At 68.1% G+C, this 15,280-nt stretch carries 15 protein-coding genes and 1 tRNA gene; 5 read left to right on the top strand and 11 right to left on the bottom strand.

Annotated features, from left to right (window positions below; translation table 11 throughout):
* Positions 1 to 214 precede the first annotated feature (214 nt).
* Genes JW876_05120 through smpB form a run of 4 tightly spaced genes read right to left on the bottom strand, consistent with a single transcriptional unit; the run spans position 215 to position 3,650 of the window.
* Complete coding sequence (locus tag JW876_05120; protein MBN1884884.1) at positions 215 to 1,018, bottom strand: glutamate racemase; 804 nt, start codon at positions 1,016 to 1,018, stop codon at positions 215 to 217.
* Between the two features lie 57 nt (positions 1,019 to 1,075).
* Positions 1,076 to 1,630 carry a GerMN domain-containing protein gene (locus tag JW876_05115; GenBank protein MBN1884883.1) on the bottom strand — a complete coding sequence of 185 codons (555 nt, stop codon included), beginning with the start codon at positions 1,628 to 1,630 and terminating at the stop codon, positions 1,076 to 1,078.
* 3 nt (positions 1,631 to 1,633) lie between these two features.
* Entirely contained in the window at positions 1,634 to 3,196 is a 1,563-nt protein-coding gene (locus JW876_05110; protein ID MBN1884882.1) for an N-acetylmuramoyl-L-alanine amidase, read from the bottom strand.
* On the bottom strand, positions 3,189 to 3,650 hold the full coding sequence (smpB, locus tag JW876_05105; GenBank protein MBN1884881.1) for an SsrA-binding protein SmpB: 462 nt from the start codon (positions 3,648 to 3,650) through the stop codon (positions 3,189 to 3,191). The genes JW876_05110 and smpB overlap by 8 nt, the downstream gene beginning before the upstream one ends.
* Before the next feature lie 244 nt (positions 3,651 to 3,894).
* On the opposite strand from smpB, the gene pip reads away from it, so the two are divergent.
* Both pip and JW876_05095 read left to right on the top strand, forming a co-directional pair.
* Positions 3,895 to 4,947 (top strand): prolyl aminopeptidase, encoded by a 1,053-nt coding sequence (pip, locus tag JW876_05100; protein ID MBN1884880.1) that lies wholly within the window; start codon positions 3,895 to 3,897, stop codon positions 4,945 to 4,947.
* 197 nt (positions 4,948 to 5,144) lie between these two features.
* On the top strand, positions 5,145 to 5,438 hold the full coding sequence (locus tag JW876_05095) for an RNA-binding protein (protein MBN1884879.1): 294 nt from the start codon (positions 5,145 to 5,147) through the stop codon (positions 5,436 to 5,438).
* Between the two features lie 128 nt (positions 5,439 to 5,566).
* Here the strand turns inward: JW876_05095 and JW876_05090 are convergent, their stop codons facing one another.
* Positions 5,567 to 6,829, bottom strand: coding sequence for a hypothetical protein (locus tag JW876_05090; protein MBN1884878.1), 1,263 nt, complete (start codon positions 6,827 to 6,829; stop codon positions 5,567 to 5,569).
* Positions 6,830 to 6,845: 16 nt separating this feature from the next.
* Positions 6,846 to 7,451, bottom strand: a complete 606-nt coding sequence (locus JW876_05085) for a hypothetical protein (protein ID MBN1884877.1) — start codon at positions 7,449 to 7,451, stop codon at positions 6,846 to 6,848.
* Between the two features lie 244 nt (positions 7,452 to 7,695).
* On the opposite strand from JW876_05085, the gene JW876_05080 reads away from it, so the two are divergent.
* A tRNA-Leu gene (locus JW876_05080) sits at positions 7,696 to 7,779 on the top strand.
* A 61-nt stretch (positions 7,780 to 7,840) separates the two neighbouring features.
* Complete coding sequence (locus tag JW876_05075; GenBank protein MBN1884876.1) at positions 7,841 to 8,239, top strand: OsmC family protein; 399 nt, start codon at positions 7,841 to 7,843, stop codon at positions 8,237 to 8,239.
* A gap of 12 nt (positions 8,240 to 8,251) precedes the next feature.
* Here the strand turns inward: JW876_05075 and JW876_05070 are convergent, their stop codons facing one another.
* Both JW876_05070 and JW876_05065 read right to left on the bottom strand, forming a co-directional pair.
* Entirely contained in the window at positions 8,252 to 10,075 is a 1,824-nt protein-coding gene (locus JW876_05070) for a S9 family peptidase (protein ID MBN1884875.1), read from the bottom strand.
* A gap of 147 nt (positions 10,076 to 10,222) precedes the next feature.
* Positions 10,223 to 10,633 (bottom strand): PD40 domain-containing protein, encoded by a 411-nt coding sequence (locus JW876_05065; GenBank protein MBN1884874.1) that lies wholly within the window; start codon positions 10,631 to 10,633, stop codon positions 10,223 to 10,225.
* A gap of 141 nt (positions 10,634 to 10,774) precedes the next feature.
* Here JW876_05065 and JW876_05060 point away from each other — a divergent pair, with 141 nt between their 5' ends.
* The gene (locus JW876_05060) at positions 10,775 to 11,656 is read left to right on the top strand and encodes an NAD(P)H-binding protein (GenBank protein ID MBN1884873.1); all 882 of its coding nucleotides are present in this window, start codon (positions 10,775 to 10,777) and stop codon (positions 11,654 to 11,656) included.
* A gap of 71 nt (positions 11,657 to 11,727) precedes the next feature.
* On the opposite strand, the gene JW876_05055 is transcribed toward JW876_05060, so the two are convergent.
* The 3 genes from JW876_05055 to JW876_05045 all read right to left on the bottom strand — a co-directional run.
* Positions 11,728 to 13,119, bottom strand: a complete 1,392-nt coding sequence (locus tag JW876_05055) for an insulinase family protein (GenBank protein ID MBN1884872.1) — start codon at positions 13,117 to 13,119, stop codon at positions 11,728 to 11,730.
* Positions 13,120 to 13,150: 31 nt separating this feature from the next.
* Positions 13,151 to 14,512, bottom strand: a complete 1,362-nt coding sequence (locus JW876_05050) for an insulinase family protein (protein MBN1884871.1) — start codon at positions 14,510 to 14,512, stop codon at positions 13,151 to 13,153.
* A 204-nt stretch (positions 14,513 to 14,716) separates the two neighbouring features.
* On the bottom strand, positions 14,717 to 15,280 hold a 564-nt coding region (locus JW876_05045; protein MBN1884870.1), incomplete at its 5' end, for a hypothetical protein.

Here is a 15,280-nt window from a genome sequence, read left to right as displayed (position 1 = left end):
CCCGAGTTCCTGAGGAAGGGGGGGACCGTCGCCTCGACCGTCGCCACGCAGAGCACGCGCGTGCGCCCCACCTCGATGAGCACGGAGGCCGGCTCGCTCGTGACGTAGCGTCGGTGGATCTTCACGGGCCTGAGCTCGTCGGCCCGCCGTCCGTCCGGTCTCGGCATCCGGTCTCCTTTCGCGAAACGGCCGCGCGCCGTGCGCCGGGCCGCCGTCAGAAATCCACCCGCTCGACCAATTCGAGGGGCCGGCCGAGGAACCGCTCGGCCACGTCGCGGAACTGCGCGGGAAGATCGCTCACGTAGATCTCGAGCCGCCGCCGCGCCTCCGAGGGCGTTTTGAGCTTCCGCTCGCCGAGGAGCCGTTCCACCTCGATCGCCGTCTCCCGGGCCGAATCGACGAGGACCACGCCGGGGCCGGCCGTTTCGGCGATGACGTTTTCGAGCAGCGGGTAGTGCGTGCAGCCGAGCACGATCGTGTCGGCTCCGAAGCCGCGCACCGGCTCGAGGTAGCGCGCCGCCGCGAGGCGGGTGACCTCGTCGTTTAGCCACCCCTCCTCGACGAGGGGAACGAAGAGCGGACAGGCTCCCGACCAGATCTCGATCGAGGGGTCGATATCGTGGATCGCCCGTTCGTAGGCCCCCGAGCCGATCGTGGCCGTCGTCCCGATGACGGCGACGCGCCGGTTGCGCGTCTCGCGCGCCGCCGCGCGGGCGCCGGGAAGGAGCACGCCGACGAGCGGCATCTCCTCCTCGGCGGCGAGCGCCGGGAGCGCGAGGGAGGAGGCGGTGTTGCAGGCGACGACGATGAGCTTCACGTGCTTGCTCTCGAGGAAGGCGAGGTTCTGCCGTGAGAAGCGCAGCACCGTCTCGGGGCTCTTCGTCCCGTAGGGGACGCGGGCCGAGTCGCCGAAGTAGATGATGTCCTCGGCGGGCAGGCGCTCGAGCAGTTCGCGGACGACGGTGAGCCCGCCGACGCCCGAGTCGAACACGCCGATCGCCTTTTCCCGTTCAGTCATCGTTTGCTTGCTTTCCGTCGGGTTGTCCGGCGGCGCCGGCGCGCCCCGCGCAACGCCTTACCGCCACTTCAGGATGTCGAGGGGCTCGCCGACGTCGTAGTGGCCGGCGATCGTCTCGACCGGGGAACCCTCGATGAGCAGCTGCACGCGCCGCACCGCGGGAAAGTTCTCGCCGATCGTGCGAAGGATCATCGCGATCGTGAAGTACTCCCCCGTCGATCCTCCCGGGTGGCCGGACACGAGTTCGGCGTTGAAATCGAGGTATACGGTCTGTTCGTCCTCCACCCAGAAGACCTGGATGATCGCCGCCTCACCGGGAAAGGCGTTGACCGCATCGCCGTTCTCCGGCCCGTCGGAGAGGGCCTGGATGACGGCCTTGACCTGGGCCTCGAACCCGTCGCGGACGGCGATCTCGCGCGCCTCGGCGACGAGACTCCCGGCCTGCCGGTCGGGGTAGTAGAGCGTCACGGTGCGCGTCTCCTCGGGGACCACCTGGATGCCGCCCGGCGCCTCCCCGCGCCCCGGTTTCGTCCGGCGTTCGAGGAACACGAGCCCGGCGACGACGATCGCGAGGATGACGAGGACGATGGCGATGGTGCGCCCGATGTTCATCGATCACTCCCCGAAGCGGCCCTGGTAACGGCGCAGCGCCTCGATGATCCCGTCGACGATCCGGTTGCGGAAGTCTGCGTCGAGGAGCAGCTCTTCCTCCTCCGGGTTGGAGAGGAAGGCCGACTCGACGAGGATCCCCGGCATGTGCAGGCCCTTGAGGACCCGGAGCCCGGCCTGCTTCACGCCGCGGTTGCGGATCTCGATCGTCTTGCTCATCTCGCGCTGGACGAGCTCGGCGAACTCGCTGCTCTCGGTGATGAACTCGTTCTGCACCATGTCCCAGAGGATGAAATCGAGCTCGGCGAGCTCGTCGGGGTCGAGTTCCGGGTTCTCGAACCGGATCGAGGCGTTCTCCTCCGAGGCGATACGCTCCTCGTCGTCGGTGCGGGCCGGCGAGAGGAAGAGCGTCTCGAAGCCCCCGGCGTCGGGATGGAACCAGCCGTTGCAGTGCAGGCTGATGAAGACGTCCGCCTTCGCCCGGTTCGCGATCTCGACGCGCCGGTCGAAGGGAACGAGGACGTCCTCCTGGCGGGTGAGGACGACCTCGACGCCCAGCTCGGCGACGAGCCGGCCGCGGAGGAGCATGGCGATCTCGAGGTTGACGTCCTTCTCGCGAACCCCGCCCTGGCTCACCTTGCCGTTGTCGATGCCGCCGTGCCCCGGATCGATGGCGACGACCCGGATCGAGCCGGTCCTGCGAGCGCGCGCGTCGTCGTCGAGGATCTCGGTCATCCGCTTGCCGGCGTACTCGACGTCGGGGATCTCGGGGAGGTCGCCCTCCTCGAGGGAGATAACGAGCTTCCGCGGTCCGCGCCCGTCGTCTCCGGACGACTCGAACTCGACGCGGAACCGTTCGGCCGTCTTTTGCACGTCGAAGAAGAGATAGGCGTCATGCTCGGTCTGCTCCGCGCGGACGCGGTTGAAGAGTCCGGCTCCCCGGGGGACGGTGAACTTCAGCGGGTTGAGCTTGCCACCGTAGATCTTGAGGCGCAGGAGCCCCGGCGTCTCCGAGTCGACGTGGTAGAGGAGCTCCTCGGTGAGCGTCAGCTCGGCGCGCGTCCCCTCCTCCCCCTCGACGAACTCGAGGCGGGTGACGTTGTAGTCCGGCGAGCCGATCGTGAGGACGCCGTGCTCCTCGTCGAGCTCGAGTTGCTCGGCGAGCCGCGGCGCGAGGATCTCCGAGACGAACTCGAGGGGCACCATGACGGCCCCGTTGAAATAACGCACCGGCGTGCGCACCAGGGCCGGCTCGTCGTCGACCGTGACGACGCGGGTGTCGATGGTGAAGAGATACCGGTGGATCCCGATGCGCAGCGAGAGCTTGCGCAGACCCGGATTCCAGAATTTCGTGGCCTTGAAGACGCGCGCGAGATCGTATGCGGTGAGGTAGAGTTCCTCCGATCCCTCCTCGGCGCGGTAGAGATCGATGTCCTCGGCCTCCCGGCCGTCGGCGTAGATGACGCCGAGGGTCCGCTCGACATCGAGATGGTCGGGCTCCTGGGCGACCGCCGGCGCGGCGGCGACGAGGAGGGCGATGACGACGAGCAGTATCGATCGTTCAGTCATTCCTGCGGTTCCTGTCCTTCAGGGCGCGGTCCAGTTCACGCTTGGCGTCGCGTTCGGCGATGTCGCGGCGCTTGTCGTAGCTCTTCTTGCCGCGTGCGAGGCCGAGCTCGACCTTGACGATGCCGCGATCGGTGAAGTAGAGCCGGAGCGGCACGATGGTGAGGCCCTTCTCCTGCGTCTTGCCGATCAGCCGCTTGATCTCCTTCGCGTGCACGAGGAGCTTGCGCGTGCGAGTGGGCTCGTGGTTGAACCGGTTGCCCTGCTCGTAGTGGCTGATGTGCGTGTTGTACAGGAAGAGCTCCTCTCGTTCGATCGCGGCGTAGGAATCCCTGAGGTTGGCGCGGCCGTCGCGCAGCGCCTTCACCTCGGTGCCGACGAGCACGATCCCCGCCTCGATCGTCTCGATGATGTGGTACTCGTGCCGCGCCTTGCGGTTGGTCGCGATGATCTTCATGCGGATCCCCGCCCGTCGGGGGCTCGCCGGCCCCGTAAGGATATACGTCTCCACTCCGTCCCGCGTTTCCGGACAGGCGAAACGTAACAGAGGCCCGGGGCCTGCGCAAGCGGAAACCCCCCGTGCGGACGGGCCGCGCGGGAGGCGTACATTTTCTTTTGGCGGGCCTCGGAACGGGGGGTATACTCGCCCGTGGGATCCACCTCGCCCGCCCGGGCCGGCCACGCACGGAAGGAGCGCAGCCATGCCGCACCGCCGCACCCTCTCGATCGCCGTTCTCCTCGTCTTATCCATTCCCGTGCTCGGCGCATGCGGGGAGCCCGCGGCGAACCCGGAGCCCTTCCCCGCGATCGAGCCCCTCGAGACGGGGATGCTCGCCGTCTCCGGTCTCCACGAGATCTACTGGGAGCGCTCGGGGAATCCGGACGGCATCCCCTGCGTCTGCCTCCACGGCGGCCCCGGCGGGCAGAGCAGCCCCTTCGTCCGCCGGCTCTTCGATCCGGACGTGTGGCACGTCATCCAGTTCGACCAGCGCGGCACGGGGCGATCCCGCCCCTTCGCCGAGACGCGCGAGAACACGACGGCGCACCTCGTGGCCGACATCGAGCGGCTCCGCGAGCACCTCGGGGTGGAGCGGTGGTATCTCTTCGGCGGCTCGTGGGGCTCGACGCTGGCGATCGCCTACGCGGAGGCCCACCCGGACCGCGTCCTCGGGATGTTCCTCCGCGGGCTCTTCATGGCGACCGACGCCGAGATCGACCACTTCTACCACGGCGGCTCGGCGAAATACTATCCCGACGCGTACGAGGCGCTCGTCTCCTCGCTCCCCGATCCATCGCGCCGGCCGCTTCCCGCCTACCTCGACGAGCTGATCCGCCTCGAACCCGACCCCGCCGCCGCGCAGCGGTACGCCCGCGAGTGGACGCGCTGGGAGTCGCGGATCGCCACGCTCGAGACAACCGACGCGGCCACCGGCGAGTTCCTGGCCATGCCGAGGTACGCGAACCTGATCTACTCGCTTGGGCTCATGGAGAACTACTACATGGCCAACCGGTGCTTCCTCGAGGAGGGGCAGCTCTGGCGGGATCTGGACCGTATCCGCGACATCCCCGCGTGGATCGTTAACGGCCGCTACGACGTCATCTGCACACCGGCGACGGCCTGGCGCCTTAACCGGGAGCTGCACGAATCGCATCTCTCGATCGTCGAGAGCGCCGGCCACGGCCTCTGGCAACCGCCGGTGTTCGGGGCGCTTATGACATTCATCGACGCGGCGCCAGGGCAGGTCGAAAAATAATTCAAATATATCTTGCTTTTGGCCCGAATAACGCTATTATTGTTTTGCTGATATGATGGATTGAGGATGGATAGTATTGTACTCGGAATGAAGGCGATCCACGAACCTGCCGCTTTGTTCAACCTTTCCAGAGCACATAACATACATTCCTGCAAATCTATCGGACATTTACCGTTTGGAGCCTACAGGAGGCTGACATGAAGATTTATGTAGGAAACATGTCTTTCGATACGAGCGAGAACGACCTGCGCAAGGCGTTCGAGGCTCATGGCACGGTCGACTCCGTCGCGATCATCACGGACAGGGACACCGGTCGTGCGAAGGGTTTCGGGTTCGTCGAGATGAACAACGACGACGAGGCGAGGGCCGCGATGGAAGCCCTGAACGAGAAGGACTTCATGGGCCGTACGCTCAAGGTCAACGAGGCGCGTCCGCGCACCGACGGCCCTCGTGGCGGCGGACGTCGCGGCGGCTTCGGGGGCGGCTTCTAGCACCTCCGACCACGACAGATGATCCCGGCGGCCGGGGGCAGGACGGCCGGTCGGGTATCACGAAAACGAGGGAGGCCGGTTTTCCGGCCTCCCTCTTCGTTTTCCGTTTTCCGGGCAGCCGTCGGCGCTCAGCGGGCCCCGGAGAAGAAGACGACCCGCTTCTTGCCCGCTTCCGCCCGGATATCGACGGCGCGGGCGGGCAGGTCGACCCCGCCGGCGAGGCTCACCTCGTGCTGTTCCTCGCCCACCTCGAGCCGGTAGACGAGGATCGCCGCGGGCAGGGTCTGCCAGGAGCGGGTATCGGCCTTCTCGACCGAGGAGAGCACCTTCCCCAGCATCCCCTGCCAGGTCAGCTCGGATTTCCTGCGCTTCCCCTGGTTTTGCAGGGCGAGCTTCAGCGTCGAGCGAATGGCCGAGCGCAGGAGGATCTTCCCCATGTCCTGCTCGAGGGCCGCGACGGCCGTCTCCCCGACGTCGTCGAGCAGCGCCGCCCGTCCCGCCTCGATCCCGTCCACGACCACCGCGCAGCAGGAACTGTCGTACGGCTGGCGCTCGTACCGGGGAAAGGAGAAGGTGAACCACTTGCCGAGGGTGAGGTCGTCGAAGCCTGCCCCCCACGCGGTGTTGACGACGAGGGGCTCGCGGTCGCCGACGTCGAAGGTACCGAAGAGGAGCCCGCCGTCCTTGCGGAACATCCCGCGGATCTCCGTCGAGACCTTGACCGGGGCGCGCCCCGCCTCGACGAAGACGACGAGCTCGCGCACGTGCGGGTTCACCGCCGCCGGCGCCGCCCCCGGAGCGATCTCGCGGACGATGTCGTACTCGATCCGGGCGTCCTCGGCCCGCCCCTCGGTCTCGTAGAGGAGGGCGGCGAGGTAGCGGGCGAAGGGCACCTCGAGCCGCCGCCGCTTCTCGAGGGGCACGCCGTCGAGGAACTGGTTCAGGCGGGTGATCGTGCGGTTTCGTTCGACGTAGGCCCCCTCCATGTCCCCCGTGAGCCAGTAGGCGAGCATCAGGTAGGCGTTGATGAGGATCTTCTCGTGCTCGCCCGGCTGGTAGTCGTCGAAACCCTCGTGGAAAACGTAGCTCTTGAGCTGCCCGGTGACCGAGACCGTCCCCTCGATCTCGCGGAAGCGCCGCTCGGCCGCCTGCAGGTCGACGATCGCCGAGTCGTAGCGCCCCGCGGCGAGGTTCACCTTGCCCCGCTCGAGCAGATAGAGGGAGCGGTCGTTCTCCCCGGCCCCGGCGAGGAGCTCGTCGAGGGAGCCGAGGGCGTCCTCGTACGCCCCGCGGTAGTAGAGATCGCGGGTGGCGGTCATCCGACCCGTATACGTTGCGCAGCCCAGCGCGACGGCCGCGAGGAGCGCGCAGGCGATCAGCGGCTTTCTCATCGGTCCCCGTCTTGGTCTAACGGCGGATGGTCCCCTTCGTCGAGGCGCGCTTGTACTCGACCTCGTCGGTCCACTTGATCAGCAGCGTCTCCACCTCGAAGATGTCCAGGGTCACGTTCTGGTAGTTGATGTTCTCCCTGCCGTCGATCTTGCGGATGTTCGTGATCGTGCCGCGAAGGACGTACTTCGCGCCCACGAAGTTGCCGATCCTGGCCGCCTTCGCGTTGTCGTAGAGGTCGGTGGCCTGCATGTTGAGCTGGTCGAGGGCCATGTCGAAGGCCTGGTCGTCGACGAAATCGGCCATCCCCTGCTTGATCATCTGCGTGCGGATCTTCTCGAGGATGAGCCGCGTGTCGATGTGCTCGTCGGTCTTGTTGAGCAGGCTCTGCGCGAGGAGCATGACGGGCTTCTCGCCGGCGTGCGTCGCCCGGTAGGCCTGCAGGAAGCCGTTCGCCTGCATCGAGCCGACCATCCCGTCGGTGATGCGGAAGAGGTCGGCGCTGGCGAAATCGGCGTCCTCGGCCGTGTCGGTGGCGAGGTCGATCTCGCGCGTCTCCTGTCGGGAGCAGCCGACGAGGAAGAGCAGCGCGGCGCAGCAGAAGAGAGCGAGCGATCTCCGCATGGAGTCCCTCCCTGGTGAAGGTGGTCGTGTCGGTCGTGGGCGGCACCGAAGCCGCGGAAACCATCCTAGCCCCGGCCGGACGGGGGCGCAAGCGGGAAAACGGGCGGCGCCGACGGCTCGCGCGAGCCGGCACGCGGTGCGACGGCCTCCTTGCGCCGCCGCCCCACCGGCCGCGCGCCCCTCGCTATTGACAAACGCCGGTCCGTTAATTATCGTAGGTACTCTCGACCGCGAGACGATTGATGCCTGAGTGGTGGAACTGGTAGACGCGCTGCGTTCAGGGCGCAGTGGGGTTATCCCCGTGGGGGTTCGACTCCCCCCTCAGGCATTTTTCATTGTACGCCCGCTCGCCCGGGCTTCCCCGCCCAGCGCCGGCAAGGAGGACATCCATGGACATGCTCGTCAGTTTTCCCGGCAACAAGAAGGTCTACGCCGATTACAAGGGCTACACGATCGAGACCGACCAGGCCGTCCATGCGGGCGGCGACGGCACGGCCCCGGCGCCCTTCGATCTCTTCCTCGCCTCGCTGGCGACCTGCAGCGGCGTCTACGTCGTCTACTTCTGCCAGAACCGCGAGATCCCCTACGAGGATATCACCGTCCGGATGCGGATCGAGCGCGACCCCGAATCGAAGATGATCGGCAGGATCGGCATCGCGGTCGAACTGCCCCCCGAATTCCCCGAAAAATACGTGAAGCCCCTCCTGGCGGCGGTGAATCTCTGTACCGTCAAGAAGCACCTCTACGACCCGCCCGAGATCGAGGTCACGGCGGTCACGAAGAGCTGACCGCCGGCCGCCCTACGGGCACGAGGCGTCCGCGTCGCAGTGGAGAAAGCGGTCGAAGTGGCGCGTGATCTTGCGGAAGAGGTGGATCCGGCTCGGATCGTGCCTGATCCCGTGCCGGCCCGTGGGGTAGAACATCACCTCGAAATCCGTCCCCGACTCGATCAGCGCCTTCACGAGGAGCACGGTGTCCTGGAAGTGGACGTTGTCGTCGCCCATCGCGTGCGCGATGAGCAGGTGGTTCCGGAGACTCTTCGCGTACGTGACCGGCGACCCGGCGCGGTAGGCCTCGGCCTGTTCTTCCGGCATCCCCAGTCGCTCCTCGGTGTAGTGGGTGTCGTAGTTGCGCCAGCAGGTCACCGGGGCCACCGCCGCGCCCGCCCGGAAGGCGTCGGGGTAGCGGAGCATCGCCAGGGCCGTCATGTAGCCGCCGTAGCTCCATCCCCAGATCCCCACGCGCTCTGGATCGACGAAGGGAAGTTCACCGAGGAACTCCAGCCCCGTCATCTCGTCCTCGAGGTCGGGACCGCCGATGTCGAGATACACGTCGGTCCGCCAGTCGCGTCCGTAGCCGGAGGAGCCGCGGTAGTCGAGATCGAGGATCACGTAGCCGCGCGCGACGAGGTAGGCGTCGTAGAGGGTCCGCCAGCGCCAGCCCTTGACCACCGACTGCGCGTAGCCGCCGCCGTGGACGGTGACGATCGCCGGGCGGCGCCCGCCGGCCGGCTGCAGGTCGGTTCTGCCGGCGAGGATCTCTTCGATCTCCTCGATCTCGTCTATCTCCGGCGGGAGGAGGATGCAGGCGTGGATCGTCTTCCCGTCGCGGCGGCTCTCGAGCGTGAAAAAGCGCGGCACGGGCAGGACGAAGCCGGCGAGGTCATCGGGCCGCGAATCGGTGATCCTGACGAGTTCCCCGGGCACCGGCCAGTCGCGCCGGGAGCCGAGGGCGGGCACGTGGCCGCCGCCGCGCGCGTCCGTCATCGGCGCGGCATCGGCGACCGACTCGCCGCGGAGTGAGGCGAGCGCGTAGAGGTCCCAGGGCACGAGCGGGTTGTCGTAGCGGACGAGGACTTGATCGAACCCGGGCGAGGGGTGGCTCTCGTACCAGCCCTCGCCGGGCGTCACGCGGACGGTGCGGCCGTCCAACTCCGTTCGGTAGAGGTGGCGCTGCTCCGGCTCGAGGGCCGTCGCCGTGTACCAGGCCGCGCCGCGACCGTCGACGCCGTGGAAGGCGGTCACCTCCCACGCGCCCGAGGTGACGGCCGTCGTCTCGCCCGTTTCGGTGTCGTACCGGTAGATGTGGTTCCACGCGGGTCGTTCGGCGGTGAACCAGAGAAGCCGCCCGTCATCGCTCCAATGGACGTCGCGGTGATCGACGTTCACCCAGGCCGGATCGCGCTCGGTGAAGAGCGTGTCGATCGATCCGTTTTCCGCGTCGACGAGGAGATCGCGCCCGCCCGGCCGCCACGAGACGTCGACGATGTACTCGTCGCGCCGGTCGCCGCCGCCGATCCATGTCGTCTTCCGTTTGTCGAGCGAGACGACGCCGAGGCGCTTCAGGGAGTTCGCGCTCCCCGCCACGGGGCGCGCCTGGCGGCGGACCTCGACGAACTCGCCCGTGTAGTCGGGCACGAGGAGCTCGCGCACCGGGCTCACGTCGGCCTGGACGAAGGCGATGCTCGCGCCGTCCGGCGACCACCAGAAGGAACGCTCCCGCCCGACCTCCTCGTAGTCGATGTAGTCGCCGATCCCGTTGTAGAGGAGATCGCTCCCGTCGCGCGTGACCTGCGTCGCCGCCCCCGACGCGAGATCGTACGTCCAGATGTCGTTGTTTCGCACGAAGGCGATTCGGTCGCCGCCCGGGGAGAAGGCCGCGTCGGATTCGTCGGCCGCCGTCCCGAAAAGGCGGCGGACGTCGCCCGAACGGACGTCGAGGAGGAAGAAGTCGCCGTAGAGGGAAAAGAGGATCTGTCGGCCGTCGGGCGATCAGGCGAAGGAGAAGATGCCGCTGCCCGACCGGCGCTGGACCGAGGCGCGGTCGATCGCGGCGCGCGTCATCACGCCGGAGGATTCCTCGGCGATCGCCGCCGGATCGACGGCGAGGCGGAGTTGCTCGGTTCGGGCGTCCCAGAGCCAGAGCTTGTGGAAAAGCTCCCCCTCCTCGTTCCAGGTGAAGGCGAAGAGGCGGCCGTCGGGCGACCAGGCCGTCTCGTCGAATCGGAAGCCGGCGACGCGGGGATCGCGGTACATCCGCTCGATCGTCAAGCCGTCGGCCGTCGTCTCCGTCGCGGCCGCGGGAGCGGCGAAAGCGGCGAGAACCGCCGCGAGAAGGAGCGGAAGCGCGGCGATGAGGTTGGTCGGCCGCACGGGCGATCGTCGTCGCTTGGTGTTCGTCATGGAATGGTCACCTCCGGGCACAAGTCGTCGTTCGGGGAACGGGCGCCGGGCGCCCGCATATTGAACCGCCCGCCGGGGGGAAGGTCAACGATTTTTCCCGCAACCCTTTACACGCACGGCCGCCTCTGCTATGAGAAGATCATGGGGGAAGGGATCTTCATCACCGGGGCGGCCGGCAAGACCGGCCTCGCGCTGCTCGAACGGTTGCGCGGCGACCGCGGCGCGGCCCGCGGCGACATCACCTGCCTTCTCCGGCCGGGCGGCGACCGCGACCCGCTCGGGCACTTCGGCGTCCAGATCGTCGAGGGGAACGCCGCCGACCCGGACGCCGTCGCCGCCGCGTGGACGGGCCAGGAAACGGTCCTCCATCTCTCCTCGATCCTCCACGCCGGCGCGGTCGTCCGCGGCACCCGCGGCGCGAGGCGCCTCGTCGCGGTGAGCTCGGCGGGGCGCTACTCCCGCTTCCGGGACATCGCCGGCGCGATCGTCGCCGGGGAAAAGGCGGTCGAGCGGTCCGCCGCGGCGTGGACGATCCTCCGCCCGACGATGATCTACGGCGTGCCGGGCGACCGCAACATCTCGCGCCTCGCCGCCCTCGTCGCCCGCGCCCGGATTCTCCCGCTTCCCGGCGGCAACAGCCGCTTCCAGCCCGTGCTGGCGGACGACCTCGCCGGAGCGATCGTCGCCGCGCTCGATCGGCCCTCGAGCGAGAAGCGATCCTACGACGTCTCGGGAGGGAGCGCGCACACGCTCGCCGGCATCGTTCGCATCCTCGCCGGGCTGATGGGACGGCGCGTCGTCGTGCTGCCCGTGCCCCTCGCCCTGGCGCGCGCCGCCGTGCGCCTGCTCGGCCGCGTCACCGACCGCCCCGCCATCGACCCGTCGCAGATCGACCGCCTCCTCGAGGACCGCTCCCTTCCCCACGAGGAGGCCGCGCGCGACCTCGGCTTCAGCCCGCGCCCCTTCGCCGAGGGCGCGGCCCTTCTCCTCGAACGGATGGGCCTGCTCGCAGGTTCCCGCTGATCCGCGGCACGCAAAACGGCCCCCGGGAGAACTCCCGGGGGCCGTGTGAAACGCCGTCGCCGCGGGGCCGGCTACTCGATGTCCGCCTTGGCGATCACCTCGATCCCGCCGAGCCCGGCGAGTTGATCTTTCGTCTCCGCGTAGTTCGCGAGAAGCACGATGAGACAGTCTTCCGCGTGGAAGTTCTCGCGGGCGACCCGCTGCACGTCCGCCGCGGTGACCGCCCCGATCCTTTCGCGGTACGTCTCGACGAAATCCTCGCCGAGACCGTAGAAGGCGAGCCTCGTGAGCCAGCCGGCGAGGTGGTCGTTCGTCTCGATGCGGAAGGGGAAGAGGCCGGAGAGGTAGCGCTGCGAGGATGCGAGCTCCTCGCCGGTGAGCGTCTCGTCCCGCATGAGCCGCACCTGTTCCAGGGCGACGTCGATCGCCTCCCGGAGCGTTTCGTTCTTCGTGTAGGTGACGACGGTGAAGGTGCCGCCGCGGCGGTACTGCGCGAGGCCGCTCCGCGCGCCATAGGAGAGCCCGCGGTTGACGCGGATCTCGTCCATGAGCCGCGAGGTGAATCCGCCGCCGAGCGTGTTGTTGCCGACGGCGAGCGCGAAGTAATCGGGCGAATCCATGCCGACGGCGATGTTGCCGATGCGGATCTGGCTCTGCGTGAGCTCGGGGTCGTCGATGACGACGACGCGCGTGCCGGGGAAGGTCCGCCGCTCGAGGACGGGAACGGCGGCCGCCGCTCGCTCGCCCCGCCACGAGCCGAGGCGTTTCTTCGCGAGCTTCAACGCCGTCTTCGCGTCGATGTCCCCGACGATGGCGAGAAAGGCGCCCTCGGGCACCCAGTTCGCCGCGTGGAAGGCGGCGACGTCCGCCCGCGTGAGCTTCTCCACGTCGGCGGCCGAGCCCTCGACGGGGTGCCCGTAGGGATGCCCGGCGGCGAGCAGGCGCGCGAACTCGCGCGAGGCGAAGCGGTAGGGGCTGTCCTTGACGCTGTGGATGGCCGCCGTGACGATTTCCTTCTGCCGCTCGACCTCGTCGGCGGGAAAATCGGGGCTCGCGACGACCGTGCCGAGGATCTCGAGCGCCGCGGCGAGATCGCGGGCGAGGAAGTTGCCGGCGACGGCCGTGTAATCGCGATCGGCCGACGCGGAGAGCTCGCCGCCGAGCCCCTCGATCTGCTCGGCTATCTCGTCGGCGCCCATCCCGCCGGCCCCCTTCATGACGAGCTCGGCGGTGAGGTTGGCCGCGCCCTCGAACCCGGCGGGGTCGGCCGCGGATCCCGCTGGCAAGAGCAGGCGGATCGAGACGAGGGGAACCTCGCGCGTCTCCATGACGAAGACGGTGAGGCCGTTCTCCAGCGTATGTTTCGTGTATTCGGGCAGGTCGATGCCCGCCGTTCCGGCGGACGCGGGCGCGGCGGCCGCGAAAAGCAGGACCGCCATGGCCGCGATGATCGTTTGTTTCATCCGTCTCTCCTCCGTGTTCGGGCCGTTCACGTCAGCTCTCGGCGCGCTCGGGAACGAGCGTGACGACGTTGCGGCGGTTCGGCGAGAAATACGTTTCCGCCACGCGTTTCACGTCGTCGGCCGTGACGGCCCGGTACTTCCCGGGCACCTCCTGGATCGTCCGGTAGTCGCCGAAGAGCATCTCGTAGCGGCCGATCTTGCTCGCCTTGCCGTTCACCGTCTGCATGCTGCGCTGGAAGTCGGCCTCGAGCGAGTTCTTCGCCTTGGCCATCTCGGCCCCGGTGACGCCCCCGGAGGCGATCGCGGCGAGCTCCTCGTAGACGATCCGCTCGCACTCGGCGGGATCGGCGTCGGCCTTCAGCGTGAGATGGAAGATGTACAGCGAGGGATCGATCATCCATGAGAACCAGGAATCGGCCTCGACGGCGATCGCCGACTCGCGGACGAGCCGCTTGTAGAGCCGCGAGGAATGGCCCGTGGTGAGGATCGTCTGGAGGACGTCGATCGCGTAGATGTCGGGCGAGGAGACGGCCGTCGCCGCGAAGCCGATCAAGAGCTGGGGCAGCGCTGCGGGCTTGCGGACCTCCGCGCGGCGCTCGCCGAACTGCTCGGGCTCGGCCGTGCGCAGCGGCGCCGGGGGCTCCTGCCTCCTGATCCCGCCGTAGTACCGCTCGACGAGGGCGAAGGCCTCGTCGGTGTCGAAATCGCCGGCGACGATGAGGACGGCGTTGTTCGGCGCGTAGTACGTGCGGAAGTACGCCACGCAGTCGTCGCGGCAGATCCCGTCGAGATCGCTCATCCAGCCGAGGACGGGCCAGGAGTAGGGGTGCGCCTTGTAGGCGAGGGCGAAGAGCTCCTCGTACATGAGGCCGAAGATCGAGTTGTCGATGCTGTACCGGCGTTCCTCCTTGACGACCCCCATCTCCGAGCAGAGGAAGGTGGAATCGAGGGCGAGCGCTGCCATGCGGTCGCTGTCGAGATCGACGACCAGCTCGAGCCCGTCGGAGGAGATGTCCTCGTAGTAGGCGGTCATGTCCTTCGAGGTGAAGGCGTTGGAGTAGCCGCCGTTCGCCTCGAGGACGGCGTCGAACTCCTTCGGGCCGTAGCGTTCGGCCCCGTTGAACATCATGTGCTCCATGAAATGCGAGATCCCGGTGATCCCGGGGCGCTCGTTGCGCGCGCCGACGTGGTAGAAGGTCTGCCGGCTGAGGACGGGCACGGAGTGGTCCTCGAGCAGGATGACCTTGAGGCCGTTGTCGAGCGTCTTTACGGTGACGCCGAGATCGATCGCCGGGGACTTGTTCGACCCGGCGATGGCGGGAGCGGCGGCGCCGGCGAGAATCGCGCACAAGGCGATCAGCGCCGCCGTCGGGAGCGTTCTGCGATGCACCATCGAGGCGACCTCCTGGAAGCGGGTGATGGACGTGTATCCGGTGTCGATGCCGTCATGCACTGAAGATAGACGACGGGGCGGCCGTGCGCAATCGCCGGCTTCCTGCGGAAAGCGCGGCGCGCGGAGAGGACGGATCGCAGGGAAGCCGGGAAATTCGGCGTCGTGCCGGGGGCCGCGGGGGTTCCGCCGCCGCGTCTCCCCGCCTCACGCCGCTCGACGCCGCCGGGCGCGCGTCTTCCTGCGGTTGTAGTTCCAGACGAGCTCCATGAAGATGGCCAGGTCGTTGTCGATGTCGGTCTGCCCGCCGTCGAAGTAGAAGGTCCGGATCGGGATCCCCTCGTGGTCGCGGCTCACCTTCGGGTAGACCGCCTCGGTGACGATCCCGTTCATGCAGGTGAAGGGGCTGATGTCGATGATCCCGTCGGCGCCCTTCCCGTACATGTACGCGGCCTTGCCCACCGAGAGCACCATCTCGCCGAGCGCCCCGACGGCCGGCAGGTAGGGCCGGCTCAAATCGAGGATCTCGCGGACCGAGTGCGGCTCCTCGATGCCGGTGAACTCGCCGGCCACCGGCGCGAGGAGGCGCTGCTCGTAGCGGTGCTGCACGTTCTTCTTCAGCCAGACGCCGAACATGTCGAGCGACAGGCGCTTCCCGCGCAGCTTGAGGTTCTTGACCTGCTCCTCGTCGGTGTACCACACCCACTCGGTGATGTCGCTCAGCCACGCCTGCGCCCCGAAGGGTTCGAGACGGCGGATGAGATCCTCGTT

It is taken from the genome of Candidatus Krumholzibacteriota bacterium (genome assembly GCA_016931295.1).
Lineage (GTDB): Bacteria > Krumholzibacteriota > Krumholzibacteriia > Krumholzibacteriales > Krumholzibacteriaceae > JAFGEZ01.
This window is presented reverse-complemented; position numbering and strand designations above follow the sequence as displayed.